14 protein-coding genes are annotated in these 20,030 nt (G+C 37.5%); 12 read left to right on the forward strand and 2 right to left on the reverse strand.

Annotated elements, in window-relative coordinates; genetic code table 11:
- Positions 1-100 precede the first annotated feature (100 nt).
- Positions 101-514, reverse strand: a complete 414-nt coding sequence (locus tag DVJ99_RS03560; RefSeq protein ID WP_114603168.1) for a universal stress protein — start codon at positions 512-514, stop codon at positions 101-103.
- Positions 515-736: 222 nt separating this feature from the next.
- Between DVJ99_RS03560 and DVJ99_RS03565 the strand changes: the two genes are divergently transcribed.
- The 10 genes from DVJ99_RS03565 to DVJ99_RS03610 all read left to right on the forward strand — a co-directional run bounded on the left by DVJ99_RS03565 (position 737) and on the right by DVJ99_RS03610 (position 15,633).
- A complete protein-coding gene (locus DVJ99_RS03565) occupies positions 737-2,032 on the forward strand; it encodes a DRTGG domain-containing protein (RefSeq protein WP_114603169.1) in 1,296 nt (431 codons plus the stop codon).
- 43 nt (positions 2,033-2,075) lie between these two features.
- Positions 2,076-3,014, forward strand: a complete 939-nt coding sequence (locus DVJ99_RS03570; RefSeq protein ID WP_114603170.1) for a DHH family phosphoesterase — start codon at positions 2,076-2,078, stop codon at positions 3,012-3,014.
- Between the two features lie 35 nt (positions 3,015-3,049).
- The gene (locus tag DVJ99_RS03575) at positions 3,050-6,250 is read left to right on the forward strand and encodes a DNA polymerase III subunit alpha (RefSeq protein WP_114603171.1); all 3,201 of its coding nucleotides are present in this window, start codon (positions 3,050-3,052) and stop codon (positions 6,248-6,250) included.
- 280 nt (positions 6,251-6,530) lie between these two features.
- Positions 6,531-7,760: an NADP-dependent malic enzyme gene (gene ystJ, locus DVJ99_RS03580; RefSeq protein WP_114603172.1), complete on the forward strand. Its 1,230-nt coding sequence runs from the start codon at positions 6,531-6,533 to the stop codon at positions 7,758-7,760.
- A 66-nt stretch (positions 7,761-7,826) separates the two neighbouring features.
- On the forward strand, positions 7,827-8,699 hold the full coding sequence (accD, locus tag DVJ99_RS03585) for an acetyl-CoA carboxylase, carboxyltransferase subunit beta (RefSeq protein WP_114603173.1): 873 nt from the start codon (positions 7,827-7,829) through the stop codon (positions 8,697-8,699).
- Positions 8,692-9,639, forward strand: a complete 948-nt coding sequence (locus tag DVJ99_RS03590) for an acetyl-CoA carboxylase carboxyltransferase subunit alpha (RefSeq protein WP_114603174.1) — start codon at positions 8,692-8,694, stop codon at positions 9,637-9,639. The genes accD and DVJ99_RS03590 overlap by 8 nt, the downstream gene beginning before the upstream one ends.
- A gap of 291 nt (positions 9,640-9,930) precedes the next feature.
- Positions 9,931-10,899, forward strand: a complete 969-nt coding sequence (pfkA, locus tag DVJ99_RS03595; protein WP_114603175.1) for a 6-phosphofructokinase — start codon at positions 9,931-9,933, stop codon at positions 10,897-10,899.
- A 37-nt stretch (positions 10,900-10,936) separates the two neighbouring features.
- Complete coding sequence (gene pyk / locus DVJ99_RS03600; protein WP_114603176.1) at positions 10,937-12,697, forward strand: pyruvate kinase; 1,761 nt, start codon at positions 10,937-10,939, stop codon at positions 12,695-12,697.
- Positions 12,698-12,990: 293 nt separating this feature from the next.
- Positions 12,991-14,358, forward strand: a complete 1,368-nt coding sequence (locus tag DVJ99_RS03605; RefSeq protein ID WP_114603262.1) for an MDR family MFS transporter — start codon at positions 12,991-12,993, stop codon at positions 14,356-14,358.
- 33 nt (positions 14,359-14,391) lie between these two features.
- A complete protein-coding gene (locus DVJ99_RS03610; RefSeq protein WP_114603177.1) occupies positions 14,392-15,633 on the forward strand; it encodes an ArgE/DapE family deacylase in 1,242 nt (413 codons plus the stop codon).
- Between the two features lie 77 nt (positions 15,634-15,710).
- Here DVJ99_RS03610 and DVJ99_RS03615 read toward each other — a convergent pair whose 3' ends face one another.
- Positions 15,711-17,072 carry an amino acid permease gene (locus DVJ99_RS03615; protein WP_114603178.1) on the reverse strand — a complete coding sequence of 454 codons (1,362 nt, stop codon included), beginning with the start codon at positions 17,070-17,072 and terminating at the stop codon, positions 15,711-15,713.
- A 361-nt stretch (positions 17,073-17,433) separates the two neighbouring features.
- On the opposite strand from DVJ99_RS03615, the gene DVJ99_RS03620 reads away from it, so the two are divergent.
- Positions 17,434-18,552 carry a citrate synthase gene (locus DVJ99_RS03620; RefSeq protein ID WP_105992575.1) on the forward strand — a complete coding sequence of 373 codons (1,119 nt, stop codon included), beginning with the start codon at positions 17,434-17,436 and terminating at the stop codon, positions 18,550-18,552.
- Between the two features lie 61 nt (positions 18,553-18,613).
- On the forward strand, positions 18,614-19,879 hold the full coding sequence (gene icd, locus DVJ99_RS03625) for an NADP-dependent isocitrate dehydrogenase (RefSeq protein ID WP_114603179.1): 1,266 nt from the start codon (positions 18,614-18,616) through the stop codon (positions 19,877-19,879).
- The last annotated feature ends 151 nt before the right edge of the window (positions 19,880-20,030 follow it).

Consider the following 20,030-nt stretch of genomic DNA (forward strand, 5'->3'; position numbering starts at 1 on the left):
TCTATTTAAAATTAAAACAGGAAGATTTTTCATTTTTTATCATGAAAATCTTCCTGTTTTCGGTTCTGAGTCACATTAATGTCCCAGCCCCTTTTTCTGATTATTTTACGATTAATACAGGGATATGAGCACGTTTCGCTACTTTATGGCTGACACTGCCAAGTACGAATTTTTTTCTTGCTTGTGCTTTTCGGTTACTTACTACTAAGATGTCGTAATCACCGCTGTTCGCAAATTTTACTAATTCTTCTTTCGGATTGCCGCGCACGATAATCTCATCGTATTCAATACCATAGCCGTCAAGAATATCACGCGTAGGTTGTAATTCTTTGCTGCGTGCTTTTGTTAATTCATTTAGATGTGTGCCGCCTTTGATTGATGCTTGCGCATCTTGTTCTGAAATAGCATTTAATAAAGTGACAATTGTGCCTTCACCAGATAACTTTTTAACGTTTTCCAGTGCTTTTTTGTTTTCTAAATCTGTATCAACGCCAAGTAAAATGTTTTTATACATTCTCTATCCCTCCTTAATACTTATTCTAATAAAAATGTGTCAACATTTCCAATTAAATTTATATTCAACAAATTAAACTGATTTTAAATTACAAATTCTCAAATAATGCGTTAGGTACAGCAACGAATACATGTTAAAATTCAATAGAGGTTAGCTTCGATTTTTACTTCAAAGAAAGTTATAATTAAAAGAAGAGTAAGTAGAGAATGAGGGAAGTAAGTAATGACAAAACATGAACAAATTCTTGCACATATTGAATCACTTGCGGTAGGTCAGAAAATATCAGTCCGCAAAATAGCTAAAGATTTAGAAGTATCTGAAGGTACTGCATATCGCGCAATCAAAGATGCAGAACAGTTAGGTCTCGTTGCTACGATAGATCGCGTAGGAACTGTAAGAATTGAAAAGAAAACAAGAGAACAGATAGAACAATTAACCTTCGGGGAGATTGTCAAAATTATAGATGGGCAAGTATTAGCTGGACGCAACGGCTTGCATAATACATTGACAAAATTTGCGATAGGCGCAATGAAGCTTGAGAACGTAGTCAAATATTTAACAAAACATACATTACTTATTGTCGGAAACAGAACAGATGTACAGCTTGAGGCTTTGCGCCATGGAAGTGCAGTTTTAATTACAGGCGGATTCAATACGACGCCTGAAATCAAACGTTATGCAGATCAGCACAATTTGCCGATTTTATCTTCGAACTATGATTCGTATTTAGTCGCAAATATGATTAACCGTGCGATGTATAATCAAATTATTCGTAAAGAGATTCTCATCGTTGAGGATATCGTTAAACCGGTAACGGATGAAACAGTTGTCAAAGAGTCAATGACAGTGGCCGATTTAAAAAAGCGTTCTCAGCAATCAGGACATTCCAGATTCCCTGTTGTTGATGATGACTTTAAACTTGTAGGAATTGTGACAAGCAAAGATATTATTTCTAAAGACTCTGATGAATATGTGCATAAAGTTATGACAAAGCCAGTACTTAACGTACAATTGTCTACTACAGTAGCAACTTGTGCGCATATGATGATTTGGGAAGGTATTGAATTGCTTCCGGTTACAACCGTCAATAAAAAGCTTTTAGGTGTTGTTTCACGCGAAGACGTATTGAGAGCGATGCAATTATTAGGACGTCAGCCGCAAGTCGGTGAAACAATCAATGACCAAGTCGGCAAATACATTTCTGTTAACAAAGATAAAATCACAGTAGATGTTGCACCGCAATTAACAAGCCAATACGGGACTTTAAGTAAAGGCGCCTTTGTTGCAATCATTGAAGAAACGATACGTTTTAAGATGAGACAATTGAAAAAACAAGAAGTCATGATTGAAAGTCTCAGTATTATCTATATGAAAACTGTGTCGATTGAAACAGAACTTGAAATCCAATACAACATGCTAGATGTAGGGCGTAATTTTGCTAAAATAGAAGTAAGTATGCAAGCCGATCAGCAAGATGTCGCAAAAGCATTGATTATTTGCCAAATGCTTGAAAGCTGATAGGCGAACGCACCTGGAATTTGAAAATGAAGGAGTAACTCAGATGAACACGTTTAATGAAATTATGGAACAAATTGAACAAGCAGATACGATTATTATTCACCGTCACGTACGTCCGGATCCTGATGCGTACGGTTCTCAACTTGGATTAAAATCCTACTTGCAATTGAAATTTCCGAATAAACAAATTTATGCAGTAGGGGAAAGCGAATCTTCACTTGATTTTATGGGAACTTTTGATGCAGTGGATGATGCTTTGTATCAAAATGCACTTGTAATTGTGTGCGATACAGCAAATGCACCGAGAATCGATGATCAACGTTATAAAACAGGCAAGGGCTTGATTAAAATCGATCATCATCCGCCTATTGATCAATATGGTGATTTGAACTATGTCAATACTGAAGCTTCTTCTACAAGTGAAATCATCTTTGATATCATTCGTCATTTTAACGATACGTCTGTAATTAATGAAGAGACTGCACGCTTGCTTTATTTAGGTATTGTCGGCGACACTGGCAGATTCTTATTCAATAACACTACGCCGTATACAATGAAGTCAGCGGCACAATTATTGGAATATCCGTTTGAACATAATGCGGAATTGAATAAAATGGCAGAAAAAGACCCTAAATTAATGCCGTTCCAAGGCTATGTTTTGCAACATTTCGATATGAATGAAAACGGGTTTGCGAAAGTACAAATTACAGATGAAGTATTAAAAGAATACGGCTTAGCACCCAATGAAGCTTCGCAATTTGTTAACACTATCTCAGATTTGCGCGGATTGAAAATCTGGGTATTTGCAGTCGATGAAGGCAGTGAAATCCGTTGCCGTATCCGTTCGAAAAATATAGTAATCAATGATGTTGCACAAGCTTTCGGAGGCGGCGGCCACCCGAATGCATCTGGTGTTTCAGTAGACAGCTGGGAAGAGTTCGACCGCTTAGCTGAAGCGTTAAACCAAAAGTTGATTGATTAAGACATTGAATTCTAAGAAAGGAGGGATTGTCAGACATGAAAGCACATCTTAACATTCATACTGCTTACGACTTGTTAGAGTCGAGTTTGCGTATTTCAGACATTATTAAAAAAGCACAAACAGAAGGCTATCACGCACTCGCGATGACAGATCAGAATGTCTTATATGCAGTCCCTCAATTTTATGATGCATGTCTCGCAGCAAATATCAAACCTATTATCGGCATGACGGTCGTTTTAAGCGATGGACTGACAGAGATAGAAACAGTCTTATTAGCTAAAAACGACGATGGTTTGAAATCACTTTATCAATTGTCATCAGCGATTAAAATACAAGATAAACGCACAATTTCTATTGAATGGCTAAAACATTATCAAAATGATTTAGTCATTATTTTTAAGCGTGCAAATGCTGAACACTTGAATTTGATTGAAGCTTTCAAAGCACATGATGAAGTATATACAGACCATTTAAGCAGCGGTGCAGCTGAACAGTTAGATTTAGGCAGAGTGTGGATGCAAGAAGCTAAATATTTAGATGAACAAGATGCAGATTCGGTCAGTGCATTAAATGCGATTAAAAATAATACTGCCTTGGATTTAGTGAATACCGGCAGTGAGCAGCATGCACATTTCTACAGCCAGCAAGATATCGATAATCTAAGTCTGTCAGAAGATATCATTGAAACAACAGAAGCGGTCGCAAGCAAATGTAATGTTAATCTTCAATATCATCAATCATTATTACCGCAGTATGAAACACCTGACAAATCCTCATCAAAAACATATTTATGGAATCTATTAGAGCAAGCACTGACAAAGATGAATTTAGATCGACCTCAATATCGCGAACGTTTAGAGTATGAGTTTAATATCATTACAGAAATGGGCTATGAAGACTATTTCTTAATTGTCAGCGATTTGATTCATTATGCGAAAACACATGATGTCATGGTAGGGCCTGGCCGTGGGTCCTCTGCAGGTTCGCTCGTCAGCTATCTGTTAAATATTACTACGATTGATCCGCTTCGCTACAACTTGCTCTTTGAACGTTTCTTAAACCCGGAACGTGTCACGATGCCGGATATTGATATCGACTTTGAAGATACAAGACGTGAACGTGTCATTCAATACGTACAAGAAAAGTATGGAGAATACCATGTTTCAGGTATTGTCACATTCGGTCATTTATCCGCAAAAGCTGTAGCACGTGATGTAGGACGTATCATGGGATTTGAAGAAAAAACATTAAGCGAAATATCAAGGCTGATCCCTTCAAAATTAGGGATTACCTTAAATGAAGCTTATCAAGAACAAAACTTTAAAGACTTTGTGCACAGAAATCACAGACATGAACTATGGTTCGATATTTGTAAGAAGTTAGAAGGGCTGCCGCGTCATACGTCTACACACGCAGCAGGGATTATTATCAATGACCGCCCCTTGTATCAGCATGTTCCATTATTAATGGGGGATACAGGTTTATTGACGCAATGGACAATGACTGAAGATGAAAAGCTGGGCTTGCTTAAAATCGACTTTTTAGGATTAAGAAACCTTTCTATTATCCATCAGATCATTAACCAAGTTAAAAAAGATTTGAATCAAACAATCGAAATGGAAAAGATTCCGTTTGATGATAAAAAAGTATTTGCAATGCTGTCAAAAGGTGATACAACCGGATTATTCCAATTAGAATCTGATGGTGTCAGACATGCATTGAAACGTTTGCAGCCGCAGCATTTCGAAGATATTGTGGCGATGACTTCTTTATACCGTCCAGGACCGATGGAAGAGATTCCGACTTATATTGCAAGACGGCATGATCCTTCTAAAGTTCGTTATCTGCATCCGGATTTAGAGCCGATATTAAAACAAACTTATGGTGTTATTATCTACCAAGAACAGATTATGCAGATTGCAAGCAAGTTCGCAGGATTCAGTTATGGTGAAGCGGATATCTTGCGACGTGCCATGAGTAAGAAAAATAGAGCGGTACTTGAAAGCGAACGCCAGCACTTTATAGAAGGTGCGAATCAAAATGGTTATTCAGAACAGCTCAGCAAGCAGATTTTTGATTTGATACTTAAATTTGCGGATTATGGTTTCCCGCGTGCACATGCGGTAAGTTATTCTAAAATTGCATATACTATGGCTTATTTGAAAGTACATTATCCAAATTACTTTTATGCCAATATCTTAACGAATGCGGTAGGCAGCGAGAAGAAGACGGAACAAATGATTGCGGAAGCAAAATCAATGGATTTAAAAATCTTGCCGCCGAATATTAATGAAAGCCACTGGTATTATAAGGCAACTCCAAATGGTATATACCTTTCTTTAGGTGCAGTAAAAGGTGTTGGATATCAAAGTGTGAAAACCATCGTCGATGAACGCTACCAAAATGGACCGTTTAAAGACTTCTTTGATTTTACCCGCCGTTTATCCGGCCGTGTCAAAACACGCAAACTTTTGGAAGCTTTGATTCTCGTCGGAGCATTTGATCAATTCGGCGAAACACGTGCGACTTTATTAGGAACACTTGATCAAGTGCTGGATGGTGTCAGTCAAGTGGAACAAGATGAAATGCTGCTGGATTTTGTGACGCCAAAGGCAGAATATGAGAAAAAAGAAGAATTGCCAGACCAGGCACTCAGTGATTTTGAAAAAGAATATTTAGGCTTCTATATTACTAAGCATCCTGTAGAAAAATTATTTGAAACTAAACAATATTTAGGGATTTTCAAGCTGGACAATGCGTTGAATTATCAACCTGTTTTGGCACAAATCGACACATTGAGAAGAATCCGTACTAAAAATGGACAACCTATGGCTTTTGTTACGCTGAATGACGGTAATAAGAACATGGATGGTGTGATATTCCCTGATGCATTCCAAAAATATGAACTTGAACTCAAAGAAGAAGTACCGCTGATTGTGCAAGGGAAGTTCGAAGTCAGAAATAACCAAGATCAATTGATTATCAACACGGTACAATCATTAGAGGTGTTTGAAGATATGCGCTTTAAACAAGCAAAAATGATTGTGCTGAGAAATGTTGCGTTAGAAGATTTAACTTTTGATAGAAAAGGCAGTTCCGATTATCATCAACTGCCGATTTATGAATTCCATGAGCAATCACAAAAAATGGAGAAAGTGGGACAAATTAATAGAAATCATGAAACCATTGCGGCTCTCATCAGCCAGATATCACCTGAAAATATCAGACTGATGTGATAGCGTACAAAGTAAAGTGCTATAGAATCAGCTTATCTGAAGTTTTAGAAAGCTGATGCGTAAAACTTGCAAATTTTAAGGATTTCATGCATGTGAATCAGTGAAACTTCTGTTTCTGTGTTATAATCAGTACATATTTTCAAAGTGATACTAAAATTGGGATAGCAATGGTTAAATTTCAAGATAAAGACAAGACAGCTATTGCATCATTGAAGCATAAAAATCACAGAACTCATATCGATAATATGCAACAATTTTATTGAACAAAGGAGCGATCAGTTTGTCATTAAGAGATGAAGCTTTAGAAATGCACAAAAGAAATCAAGGCAAAATAGACATAGCGCCTAAAGTTAAAGTAACAAATAAAGAAGAATTGAGTTTGGCTTATTCGCCAGGTGTTGCGGAACCATGTAAAGAAATTTACGAAGATCCGCGCAAAGTCTATGATTATACATCAAAAGCCAATACAGTAGCTGTAGTTACAGACGGAACAGCAGTATTAGGTTTAGGCAATATCGGACCAGAAGCAAGTATTCCGGTAATGGAAGGTAAAGCTGTATTGTTCAAGAGCTTTGCTGGCGTAGCAGGCGTTCCGATTGCACTGGATACGACAGATACTGAAGAAATTATCCGTACTGTTAAATTATTGGAACCGAATTACGGCGGTATCAATTTAGAAGACATTTCAGCACCGCGCTGTTTTGAAATTGAAAACCGTTTGAAGAAAGAAACTAAAATTCCGGTTTTCCATGATGACCAGCATGGTACAGCTATTGTGACAATGGCAGGTTTAATCAATGCATTAAGAATTACAGGCAAATCATTATCAGATATCAAAGTTGTATTAAATGGTGCCGGTGCTGCAGGTATCGCAATTGTGAAATTGCTTTATTCTTATGGTGTCAGAGATATGATTATGTGCGACTCAAAAGGGGCAATTTATAAAGGTCGTCCGCATGGTATGAATGAAACTAAAGAATTTGTAGCGGAATGGACGAACAAAGATAAGCAAGAAGGCAAACTTTCTGATGTGATTAAAGGCGCAGATGTCTTTATCGGTGTATCTGTTGCTGATGCTTTATCTCAAGATATGGTAAAATCAATGAATAAAGATAGTATTATCTTTGCGATGGCAAACCCTAATCCGGAAATCAACCCGGATGATGCGAGAGCAGCAGGTGCCAAAGTTGTAGGAACGGGACGTTCTGATTATCCGAACCAAATTAATAATGTGCTTGCATTCCCTGGTATTTTCAGAGGGGCATTAGATGTGAGAGCGACACATATTAATGAAAAAATGAAACAAGCTGCAGTTGAAGCGATTGCTGACTTGATTAAAGAGGACGAATTATCACCTGAGTACTGTATTCCTGCACCGTTTGATAAACGTGTTGCACCTTCAGTAGCCAGAAATGTAGCAAAAGCAGCAATGGAATCTGGAGTTGCAAGGGTTGAAGTTGATCCAGATGATATATACAATAAAACGATGAGATTAACTGATATTAAATAAGTTATTTTTTTATAAAGCGCTGTTATGCGGTAGAAATCAGCATAATAGTGATGTGGAGGTTGACCAATGTTTAAAGATTTTTTTAATCGCGGCAGTAAAAAGAAAAAATATGTTACTGTTCAAGATTCAAAACAGAATGATGTTCCATCAGGTATCATGACTAAATGCCCTAAATGCAAAAAAATCATGTATACTAAAGAACTTTCTGAAAATCTCAATGTATGTTTCAATTGCGATCATCACTTATCATTGACCGCATATAAACGAATTGAAGCAATTTCAGATGAAGGTACATTTAAAGAATTTGATAAAGGCATGACGTCTGCGAATCCATTAGACTTCCCAGGATATGAGGAAAAGATTCAAAAAGACCAAAGCAAAACGGATTTGAAAGAAGCGGTGGTTACAGGGACTGCAAAATTAGATGGCGTTGCTTATGGTGTTGCAGTTATGGATTCGCGTTTCAGAATGGGCAGTATGGGTTCTGTAGTCGGAGAAAAAATCTGCCGTATTATAGATTATTGTACTGAACATAAATTGCCTTTCATTCTCTTCTCAGCCAGCGGCGGAGCAAGAATGCAAGAAGGTATTATTTCATTAATGCAAATGGGTAAAACAAGTGTGTCTTTAAAACGACACGCTGATGCAGGCTTATTATATATTTCTTATATTACACATCCGACAACAGGAGGCGTTTCTGCAAGTTTTGCGTCTGTTGGCGATATCAACTTATCAGAACCGCAAGCTTTAATCGGATTTGCGGGCCGCCGTGTCATTGAACAAACAATTAATGAGAAATTGCCGGATGATTTCCAAACGGCTGAATTCTTATTAGAGCACGGTCAATTAGACAAAGTGGTACACCGTAAAGAAATGAAAGCTACATTAAGCCAGTTATTAAGAATGCATACAGGACAAGGGGTGAAAAAAGATGCTTGATTTCGAGAAGCCGTTATTTGATATTAAAAATAAAATAGAAGCTTTGAAAGAATCTCAGGAGAAAAATGATGTAGATTTGCAAGAAGAAATCGAAATGCTCGAAGCTTCTCTCCAAAGGGAAACTGAAAAAATCTACAAGCATCTTAAACCTTGGGACCGTGTCCAGTTAGCAAGATTGCAAGAGCGTCCGACGACTTTAGATTATATTCCGTATATTTTCGATGACTTCATCGAATTGCATGGTGACAGAAACTTTAGAGATGACCCGGCTATGATCGGCGGGCTGGGTTATTTAAATGGTCAACCTGTTACTATTGTAGGGCAACAGCGCGGGAAAGATACGAAAGATAATATTTACCGCAATTTCGGGATGGCGCATCCTGAGGGATACAGAAAAGCTCTGCGCTTGATGAAACAAGCTGAAAAGTTCAATCGACCTATCTTTACGTTTATTGATACAAAAGGCGCGTATCCTGGTAAAGCAGCCGAAGAACGCGGTCAAAGCGAATCGATTGCCAGAAATTTAATTGAAATGGCAAGCTTGAAAGTACCGGTAATCACATTGGTTATCGGCGAAGGCGGAAGCGGCGGTGCTTTAGGTATCGGTATTGCGAACAGAGTATTGATGCTTGAAAACAGTACGTATTCTGTTATTTCACCTGAAGGTGCAGCAGCATTGTTGTGGAAAGACAGCAATCTTTCTAAAATTGCGGCTGAAACAATGAAAATTACTGCGCCTGACTTAAAAGAATTAGGTGTCATTGATGAAATGATAGCTGAACCTTTAGGCGGCGCGCACAAAGATATTGAAGAACAAGCAAAAAATATTAAAAAGGCATTTACAGCGCAATTAGCTGAACTTGAAAAGTTAGATGGCCAAGCGCTTGCTGACGATAGATTTAATAAATTCCGCCAAATGGGTGAATTTAAGGAACAATAAGGGAAAAGGATTCTATACTTCTTTTTAATGAAGTAGTATAGAATCCTTTTTTGTATCAAAAAGTGCACTTGATTTTCACTTTATGGGCTGTAGCATAATACATTAAAAATGGTACGAAAAACAAGTAGATTTCCTCCGTATCGATTCGATATTTAATAAAAAGTGTGGCTATATTTCGAAATGATAAATATAAAACGTTTACATTATAGATTGCATTGTATTTTTATGGATAACCACGCTATTTTATGGTATTTTTAATGTAAATCATACAAGTTAGGAAGGTCAGTTGTCATGAAAAAAATTGCAGTTTTGACTAGTGGTGGAGACGCACCGGGAATGAATGCTGCCGTTCGAGCAGTTGTGCGTACAGCCATCTATAATGGGATTGAAGTTTACGGTGTGTATCAAGGCTATCTCGGATTGATAAATGATGATCTTAAGAAGCTTGAATTAGGATCAGTGGGAGATACAATCCAAAGAGGCGGTACATTCCTTTACTCAGCACGTTGCCCAGAATTTAAAGATAAAGAAGTACGTGCGAAAGCAATTGAAAATCTTAGAAGCCATGGAATTGACGGATTAGTAGTAATCGGCGGTGACGGAAGCTACCGCGGTGCACAACGTATCAGTGAAGAGTGCCCTGATATTCAAACTATCGGTATACCGGGAACAATTGATAATGATATTCCAGGTACAGACTTTACAATCGGTTTTGACACAGCGCTCAATACAATTATTGAATCTGTCGATAAAATCCGTGATACTGCATCAAGTCATGCGAGAACATTTATTATCGAAGTCATGGGTAGAGATTGCGGCGACCTAGCTTTATGGGCTGGTTTAGCTGTTGGTGCAGAAACAATTTTAGTGCCAGAAGTAAAAACTGATATCAAAGATATCGCAGAAAAAATAGAAGCCGGTATTAAACGAGGTAAAAAACATTCAATCGTAATGGTTGCTGAAGGTGTTATGTCAGGACAATCTTGCGCTGATGAACTTGCCAAATACATCCATGTTGATGGACGTGTATCTGTATTAGGCCATATCCAACGCGGCGGAAGCCCGACTGGTCAAGACAGAGTATTGGCATCAAGATTAGGCGGTCATGCCGTTGAATTGTTAATTGAAGGTAAAACAGCATTGGGAGTAGGTATTAAACAAAACCAATTAACTCAAACACCATTTGACGATATCTTCAATAATAAAGGTAATAAATTTGATTTAAACATGTATGAGTTAGCACAAGAATTATCAATTTAATGATAAATTTAGTGAAATTTTTTAGGAGGCTTTTATAATGAGAAAAACTAAAATCGTTTGTACGATTGGACCTGCATCAGAATCTGAAGAAATGTTAGAAAAATTAATGAACGCTGGGATGAACGTTGCCCGCTTAAACTTCTCACATGGTGATCATGCGGAACACAAAGTACGTATTGACCGTATCAGAGAAGTTGCGAAACGTTTAGATAAAACAATTGCAATCATGTTGGATACAAAAGGACCTGAAATCAGAACACACAACATGGAAAACGGTGTGATCAACTTAGAAAAAGGTAAAGAAGTTATCGTCAGCATGACTGAAGTACTTGGAACAGCAGACAAATTTTCTGTAACTTATGAAGATTTAATCAATGATATTGAACTTGGTTCATACATCTTGTTAGACGATGGTTTAGTTGAATTAGAAGTTAAAGAAATCAACAAAGATAAAGGCGAAGTATTATGCGAAGTCTTAAACTCTGGTGAAATCAAAAACAAAAAAGGTGTTAACTTACCAAACGTTAAAGTAAACTTACCAGGTATCACTGACAAAGATGCGGACGATATCCGCTTCGGTATCGACGAAAACGTTGACTTCATCGCAGCAAGTTTCGTACGCCGTCCTAGCGATGTGTTAGATATCCGCAAAATTTTAGAAGAAGAACGCAACACTAACATCAGCATTCTTCCTAAAATCGAAAACCAAGAAGGTATCGACAACATTAAAGAAATCCTTGAAGTTTCTGACGGTTTAATGGTAGCTCGTGGTGACATGGGTGTTGAAATTCCACCTGAAAATGTACCAGTTATCCAAAAAGACCTTATCAGACAATGTAATAAATTAGGCAAACCAGTTATCACAGCAACTCAAATGTTAGACTCTATGCAACGTAACCCACGTGCTACAAGAGCCGAAGCAAGTGACGTAGCAAACGCTATCTATGATGGTACAGATGCAGTAATGTTATCTGGTGAAACTGCTGCTGGTTTATATCCTGAAGAAGCAGTTAAAGCAATGAGAAATATCGCAGTTGCTGCTGAAGCTGCTCAAAACTACAAAAAATTATTAAACGATCGTACTAAATTAGAAGAAACTAACTTAGTAAACGCAATCGGTGTTTCTGTTGCACATACTGCACTTAACTTAAAAGTTAAAGCAATCGTTGCAGCAACTGAAAGTGGTTCAACTGCTAAAACAATTTCTAAATTCCGTCCGCATTCAGACATTATCGCAGTTACACCAAGTCCTGAAACTGCACGTCAATTAGCATTAGTATGGGGCGTATTCCCAGTTGTTAAAAAAGGCCGCAAAACAACTGATGCATTATTAAACAATGCAGTGGCTACAGCAATCGAAACTGGACGTGTACAAAACGGTGACTTATTAATTATCACTGCCGGTGTACCAACTGGTGAAAAAGGTACTACTAACATGATGAAATTACATTTAGTAGGCGACGAACTTGTTAAAGGTCAAGGCGTTGGCCGCAACTCTGTTGTAGGTAATGCTGTAGTAGTTAACGAAGCTTCTGAATTAGAAGGCAAAGACCTTACTAATGCAGTAATCGTAACACACTCTACTGACGAAACATTCGTACCTTATGTTGAACAAGCTGCCGGTTTAGTTGCAGAAGAAGGCGGTATTACTTCTCCAAGCGCAATCATCGGTTTAGAACAAGGAATCCCAACAATCGTTGGTGCAAGCAACGCAACTAAATTAATCCATGATGATGCGGTTGTAACTGTAGATGCAAACACTGGTCGTGTTTATGACGGTTACGCAAACGTACTTTAATCAAAAGCGTTAAAATTTCATATTAAATTATATAAGCTGTCTGTTTCTTTTTTTGAAGCAGGCAGTTTTTTTATTGTTAGAAGTACGAACGCTAAAATGATTCATGTAATGATACATAATCTAGGAAATATTAATAACTTTAAGGTAATTTTTATTATTATTTAATAAGTAAATTGGTTTGCTAAGCTAACTATTTATGATAAAGTTTTTTCTGTAATTTATTTCAGAAGGGAGGTTTAATATTGGAGGTTAAGCACGCTTCTCATCAAAAGAGAAATGTGATTGTAGTGATCATGCTGATCAGTGCCTTTGCGGCAATGTTGAATCAAACGATTCTAAATACAGCGCTGCCTGCAATCATTAAAGATTTGGGTGTGCATGATACAACAGCACAATGGCTGATTACCGGCTTTATGCTTGTGAACGGTATTATGATTCCGCTCACTGCATATTTAATGGACAAGTATTCAACGAAGACGCTGTATATATTTTCCATGGCAGCATTTCTAATAGGTTCTGTCATTGCGGCACTTTCGCCTGTCTTTGCGATTTTAATGGCAGCGCGTGTCATTCAAGCTATCGGTGCAGGGATACTACTGCCGTTGATGCAATTTACAGTATTCACATTGTTCCCAGTTGAAAAACGGGGCTTTGCGATGGGATTAACCGGCATCGTTGCACAAACAGCACCTGCAGTCGGTCCTACATTAACAGGTCTGCTGATCGACCATTTCACTTGGCGTATACCATTTTTTGTTGTCGCAGCGATTTCAGTCGTTGTATTTATCTTCGGTATCTTCTTTGTAGAGCGTCAAAATCAACCTAAAGCAGCACATCTGGATAAAATTTCAGTGGTTTATTCTACATTTGGTTTCGGACTCATTTTATATGCATTCAGTACGGTGGGAAAATTAGGTGTGACTTCACCAGTTGTAATTTCAGCATTACTGCTTGGTCTTATAATTATCGTTGTTTTTACGTTAAGACAGTTGAAATTAAAATATCCTCTACTGGATATGCTGGTGTTTAAAAGCAGAACTTTCTCCTTGTCCGCATTTGCGTCTATGGCGCTGTTTATCGGAATTGTCGGACCTGCTTTATTAATTCCGATGTATGTGCAGACAGGTTTAAGATTATCAGCACTTTTATCAGGTTTAGTTATCTTGCCTGGAGCCGTATTCAATGCCATGATTTCAGTTTATACAGGAAAAATATACGATCGCTTCGGAGCACGGGTATTAATTATCCCTGGTTTCCTTCTACTGATTGTGATGACAATCTTACATGCGATGTTAACGGTAGATACGCCGTTTTGGTACGTAGTAGTGATATACGCGATACGAATGTTTTCTGTAGGCTTATTGATTATGCCATTGAATACTGCTGGATTAAACGCATTGCAAGATCATGAAATTTCTCATGGTACTGCAATTATTAATGCGCTACGTATTATTGCAGGTGCTATGGGCACAGCAATCAGTATCACAATTATGTCAGCCGTCGCAAAACATTTTACTGAACAAGCTCACCACCATGTTTCATCGCAAATGATTACGAGAATGGCAACAGTCAAAGGGATAGATGCCGCATTTGTTTTTACTACTATTATTATGATTATCGGTTTTGTATTAAGTCTGTTTATTAAAGAGCAGCGCACATAAAACAAGTTATTTATTGAAAGGATGGATTTCTGAATGTCAGTATTAACTAATGAAGAACGTGTTGAAATTTTGAGTAATATCGTCAATATTAATTCTGTGAATGATAATGAGATAGAAGTGGCCCAATATTTGAAAGGGCTGTTTGAAGCGCATGGAATTGAAACTGAAATAGATGAGATAACACAGACACGTGTGAATTTAATCGCTAAAATCGGAAGCGGTTCACCTGTAGTGGGTATTTCTGGTCATATGGATGTCGTATCAGAAGGGGATCGCGATGCATGGAAATATCCTCCGTTCGAATTAACTGAAGCAGACGGCAAGCTTTATGGGCGCGGTGCCTCTGATATGAAATCAGGTTTAGCAGCACTGGCGATTGCTTTAATTGAAATCAAGGAACAAGACTTATTGAAACAAGGTACCATTAAATTCATGGCAACCAGCGGTGAAGAAATGGAACAATTAGGTTCTAAACAGTTGTATGAAAAAGGATACATGGATGATGTCGATGCATTGATTATTGCAGAACCGTCAGAAACAAACATTGTATATGCACATAAAGGTTCTATGGATTATCGCATTACATCTTATGGTGAAGCAGCACACAGTTCTATGCCGATAATCGGACGCAATGCGATTCAGCCTTTAATGCACTTTGTATTAAATATAGATGAAGCTTATCAAGAAGCACTTCGTACATTGAATACAAGTCAATTAGACTTCACGCAAATGGTTAATCATTTAGGACACCGCTTTGGTGATAAAGTAGATTTAAATGAAGCGCAAAAAGTATTATCTGGTCTTGTCATCAGCAATACGATTTTCAACGGCGGCAATCAAGTCAATTCTGTACCAGATCGCGCAACAGCTGAATTCAATATCAGAACGGTACCTGAATATAACAATGACGATGTTAAAGCACTCTTCAACCATCATTTAAAAGCCGCTAACAACAACGGGGCAGATTTAAAAGAAGATTTATATTTAGACTTAGATCCTGTCATTACAACAGGTCAAAATACTTTAATCGAAACAGGTTACCAAATCGCAAAGGATATGTTTAATAAAGAGATTTTAATTACACCTATGCCAGGGGTTACAGATGCATCTAACTTATTAAAAGGCAAAGATGAAAACTTCCCATTCTTAATGTACGGTCCTGGCAGTACAGCACATCAAATCAACGAATATGTAGATAAAAAGACATATTTGGATTTCATTGAATATTTCATTTCGCTTTTAACACAATATACTAATAAAGCCGCTGAAAAATAAGCGCAAAAAGATACGCCTGCACAAAATAAGATGTGCAGGCGTTTGATTTGTTTATTGGGTGCTTTTTATTTTTGGTTTTATGATTGATGTTTCTTAAGTTGTTGTGTGTATCTCCAGTACATTAAACCTAACATGATAAACCAAATCGGTGATAAGAAAATCGCTGTTCTTGTGACAGGGTTGACAAATAATAATCCGAATACAAAGATGAAGAAGATTAAAATTGCATAACCTGAATACTTACCGCCCGGCAATTTATAAATTGCATTTTTATGGTTTTTAGGTTCGCGTCTATGGTAGTTGATATACGCGATTGTAATTAATGACCAAACGACTAAGAATAATACTGTTGATACTGTTGTTACGTAAGTAAATACTAAAGTAGCATCCGGAACAATATAGTTTAATAAAGCTGCGACAAGTAATAGGGCACATGAGACGATAATCGCAATGTGCGGTACACCGTTTCTATTTGTTTTATGGAAAATAGGCGGTGCTTGTTCTTGTCTTGATAATCCGAATAACATACGGCTATTTGAGAAAATACCGCTATTACAAGATGAAGCAGCTGCTGTTAATACCACAAAGTTGATGATACCAGCCGCAAATGGTATTCCGACCAATGCGAATAATCGAACGAACGGACTATCTGACGGGTCGACTTTATACCAAGGAATAATAGACATAATCACTGCAAGTGCACCAACGTAGAAAATCAAGATACGTGCAGGTACACTGTTGATTGCTTTCGGAATCGTTTTTTCAGGGTCTTTAGTTTCACCCGCTGTTACACCGATTAATTCGATCCCAACGAATGAGAACACTGCCATTTGGAATGACATGAAGAAACCTGAAATACCTTTAGGGAAAATACCGTGATTATAAAGGTTAGCCACATTTGCATGACCGAATTTCGTTTCATACGCTACGAAAATCATGCCAAGACCAACGACAATTAAAACGATGATAGTTGTCACTTTGATGATCGCAAACCAGAACTCTAATTCCCCGAAAATTTTCGCACTTAATAAGTTGAAGGCCATTAAGATAATGACACAAAACAGAGCGCTGACCCAGTTAGGAATCTGCGGCCACCAGAAGCTGACATATTTTGCGACTGCTGTAACTTCTGCCATCCCTGTAATAATCCAACATAACCAATATGTCCAGCCGGTTACGAACCCTGCAAAAGGTCCTATGTACTCATTTGTTACATCGGCGAAAGACTTGAAGTTAGTATTTGAAATCAGAATTTCACCTAAGCCTCTCATGAACATAAATAACATCAAACCGATAATGATGTAGGTTAATAAGATGGAAGGTCCTGTCATCGCTATCGTCTGTCCTGCCCCCAGGAACAATCCAGTACCGATTGCGCCACCAATCGCAATCAACTGAATGTGACGATTGCTCAGTTCTCTTTGTAAATTGTTTGCCATAGTTTAAAAACAACTCCCTTTTTGCACCTTAATAATATTATGCACATATCCCTTCAAGATGACAAATATTTTTTGGAAATAATGAGAATTTTCATGCAATTCTCAATGAAATATAGTTATTATGAATGATAATAATTTAAAATGGATGGCTGAAATCATGATGAAATCGTTACTTTAAGCTATAAAAATGTAATATATTACCAGAATTAAGAGGGGAAATTGCATTTTTCGCTGTGTACGGGTAATTACAATAGTATCAGCGCTTAATTTAAAGTTTCTAAATTGTTCACAAAAGCGTTCATATTGGATATAATACTAAATGAAAGCCATTTCAATTTGTTATAGAAAAGGGGAAATTAATATGGCAGAATTGCATAAAGGTTTAGAAGGGGTAATTGCAGCTGAAACAAAGGTAAGCTCAATTATCGATAGCCAACTGACATATGCTGGTTACGACATCGATGATTTAGCAGAAAACGCATTATTTGAAGAAGTCATTTTCTTATTATGGAACTATAGACTTCCAACACAAGATGAATTAAATGAGTTGCAAGAAAAACTATACGAGTATAAGAAATTAGATCAAAGAGTTTATGATCATTTCGAAGACTATGCAACTGACAACGTTCATCCAATGACAGCACTAAGAACTTCAGTTTCTTATGTTGCGCATTTCGATGAAAATGCTGAAAGCGAAACTGAAGAAGAAAAGTATGACCGTGCGATCAGAATTCAAGCGAAAATGGCATCATTAGTCGCTTCATTCGAACGCGTAAGACAAGGCAAAGAGCCTGTTTATCCTAAAAAAGGCTTAAACTATGCAGCTAACTTCTTATATATGCTGCGCGGTGAAGAACCAAGCGACATTGAAGTAGAAGCGTTTAACAAAGCATTAGTATTGCATGCTGACCATGAATTAAATGCTTCAGCATTCACTGCACGCTGTGCTGTATCATCACTTTCTGATATGTATTCAGGTATTGTTGCAGCTGTAGGTTCATTAAAAGGACCTTTACACGGCGGCGCAAACGAACGTGTAATGAATATGCTGTCTGAAATTCATTCAGTAGATGAAGTAGAACCATATATTGATAATAAATTGAAAAACAAAGAAAAAGTAATGGGCTTTGGTCACCGCGTATATAAAAACGGCGACCCTCGTGCTAAGTATTTAAAAACAATGAGTAAGAAAATCACTGATGAAACAGGTCAAAAACACTTGTATGATATCTCAGTGAAAATTGAAGATTTAATGAAGGAACGTACAGGCATTATCGCAAACGTTGACTTCTACAGTGCAACTGTATATCACAGCATGAACATTCCTCATGATTTATTTACACCGATTTTCGCAGTCAGCCGTACTTCAGGCTGGTTAGCTCATATCTTCGAACAATATAGAGATAACCGTATTATGAGACCGCGTGCACAATATATCGGCGAAACAAATCGTGAATATGTACCTATCGAAGATCGCTAATATTAAATAAAGAGACGACTTGGAATCATCACAATAATTTATATTAACGGAGGAATTTAGAATGGCACCAGAAAAAATTGTAAAACAAGAAGACGGTTTATTAGTACCTAACAATCCTATCATCCCTTATATCATCGGCGATGGTATTGGACCAGATATTTGGAGAGCAGCAAGCCGCGTATTAGACGCTGCTGTTGAAAAAGCTTATAACGGCGAAAAACAAATTGAATGGAAAGAAATCTTAGCAGGTCAAAAAGCTTATGACGAAACAGGCGAATGGCTGCCTCAAGAAACTTTAGATACAATTGAAGAATATCTTATCGCAATCAAAGGACCTTTAACAACACCAATCGGCGGAGGTATCCGTTCATTAAACGTAGCATTGCGTCAAACATTAGACTTATATGCATGCTTACGTCCTGTACGTTGGTTCAAAGGTGTTCCATCACCAGTTAAACGTCCAGAAGATACTGACATGGTTATCTTCCGTGAAAACACTGAAGATATTTATGCAGGTATCGAATTTAAAGAAGGTACACCAGAAGCTAAGAAATTAATCGATTTCTTACAAGATGAAATGGGTGCTAAAAATATCCGCTTCCCAGAAACATCTGGTATCGGTGTAAAACCTGTATCTAAAGAAGGTACTGAACGTTTAGTACGTTCTGCAATCCAATATGCGATTGATAACAACCGCAAATCAGTAACATTAGTACACAAAGGGAACATCATGAAGTTCACTGAAGGTGCTTTCAAACAATGGGGTTACGATTTAGCTGAAAATGAATTCGGCGACAAAGTATTCACTTGGCAGCAATATGATCGCCTAGTTGAAGAAAAAGGCAAAGATGAAGCAAACAAAATCCAAGATCAAGCTGAAGCAGACGGCAAAATCATCATCAAAGATTCAATTGCGGACATCTTCTTGCAACAAATCCTTACACGTCCAGCTGAATACGATGTAGTAGCAACTATGAACTTAAATGGTGACTACATCTCAGATGCATTGGCTGCACAAGTCGGCGGTATCGGTATTGCACCAGGTGCAAACATCAACTACGATACTGGTCATGCTATCTTCGAAGCGACTCATGGTACAGCACCTAAATACGCTGACCAAGATAAAGTAAACCCATCATCTGAATTATTAAGTGCAGTGTTAATGTTAGAACACTTAGGTTGGCAAGAAGCTGCTGACTTAATCACAGATTCAATTGAGAAAACAATTGCATCTAAAGTTGTAACTTACGACTTTGCACGTATGATGGAAGGCGCTAAAGAAGTTAAAACTTCTGAATTCGCTGATGAATTAATTAAAAACTTATAATCCATTCATAATAGATGGAAAGCTATACTGCTCTTTGGGGAGCGGTATAGCTTTTATTTTTACCTTTCAAATTATTTTGTTATTAACCTAATGTTAAGATTGTGTAAAGTTAATACATAGTATGTTATCTTTATGAAAATATAAGTTATAA

Source organism: Staphylococcus sp. EZ-P03 (assembly GCF_003344575.1).
Lineage (GTDB): Bacteria > Bacillota > Bacilli > Staphylococcales > Staphylococcaceae > Staphylococcus > Staphylococcus simulans_B.

Excerpts from the sequence above, each read along its gene's own strand:
- DVJ99_RS03560 (WP_114603168.1), bottom strand. The coding sequence starts at position 514 with ATGTATAAAAACATTTTACTTGGCGTTGATACAGATTTAGAAAACAAA.
- DVJ99_RS03565 (WP_114603169.1), top strand. The coding sequence starts at position 737 with ATGACAAAACATGAACAAATTCTTGCACATATTGAATCACTTGCGGTA.
- DVJ99_RS03570 (WP_114603170.1), top strand. The coding sequence starts at position 2,076 with ATGAACACGTTTAATGAAATTATGGAACAAATTGAACAAGCAGATACG.
- DVJ99_RS03575 (WP_114603171.1), top strand. The coding sequence starts at position 3,050 with ATGAAAGCACATCTTAACATTCATACTGCTTACGACTTGTTAGAGTCG.
- accD (WP_114603173.1), top strand. The coding sequence starts at position 7,827 with ATGTTTAAAGATTTTTTTAATCGCGGCAGTAAAAAGAAAAAATATGTT.
- DVJ99_RS03590 (WP_114603174.1), top strand. The coding sequence starts at position 8,692 with ATGCTTGATTTCGAGAAGCCGTTATTTGATATTAAAAATAAAATAGAA.
- pfkA (WP_114603175.1), top strand. The coding sequence starts at position 9,931 with ATGAAAAAAATTGCAGTTTTGACTAGTGGTGGAGACGCACCGGGAATG.
- pyk (WP_114603176.1), top strand. The coding sequence starts at position 10,937 with ATGAGAAAAACTAAAATCGTTTGTACGATTGGACCTGCATCAGAATCT.
- DVJ99_RS03605 (WP_114603262.1), top strand. The coding sequence starts at position 12,991 with ATGCTGATCAGTGCCTTTGCGGCAATGTTGAATCAAACGATTCTAAAT.
- DVJ99_RS03610 (WP_114603177.1), top strand. The coding sequence starts at position 14,392 with ATGTCAGTATTAACTAATGAAGAACGTGTTGAAATTTTGAGTAATATC.
- DVJ99_RS03615 (WP_114603178.1), bottom strand. The coding sequence starts at position 17,072 with ATGGCAAACAATTTACAAAGAGAACTGAGCAATCGTCACATTCAGTTG.
- DVJ99_RS03620 (WP_105992575.1), top strand. The coding sequence starts at position 17,434 with ATGGCAGAATTGCATAAAGGTTTAGAAGGGGTAATTGCAGCTGAAACA.
- icd (WP_114603179.1), top strand. The coding sequence starts at position 18,614 with ATGGCACCAGAAAAAATTGTAAAACAAGAAGACGGTTTATTAGTACCT.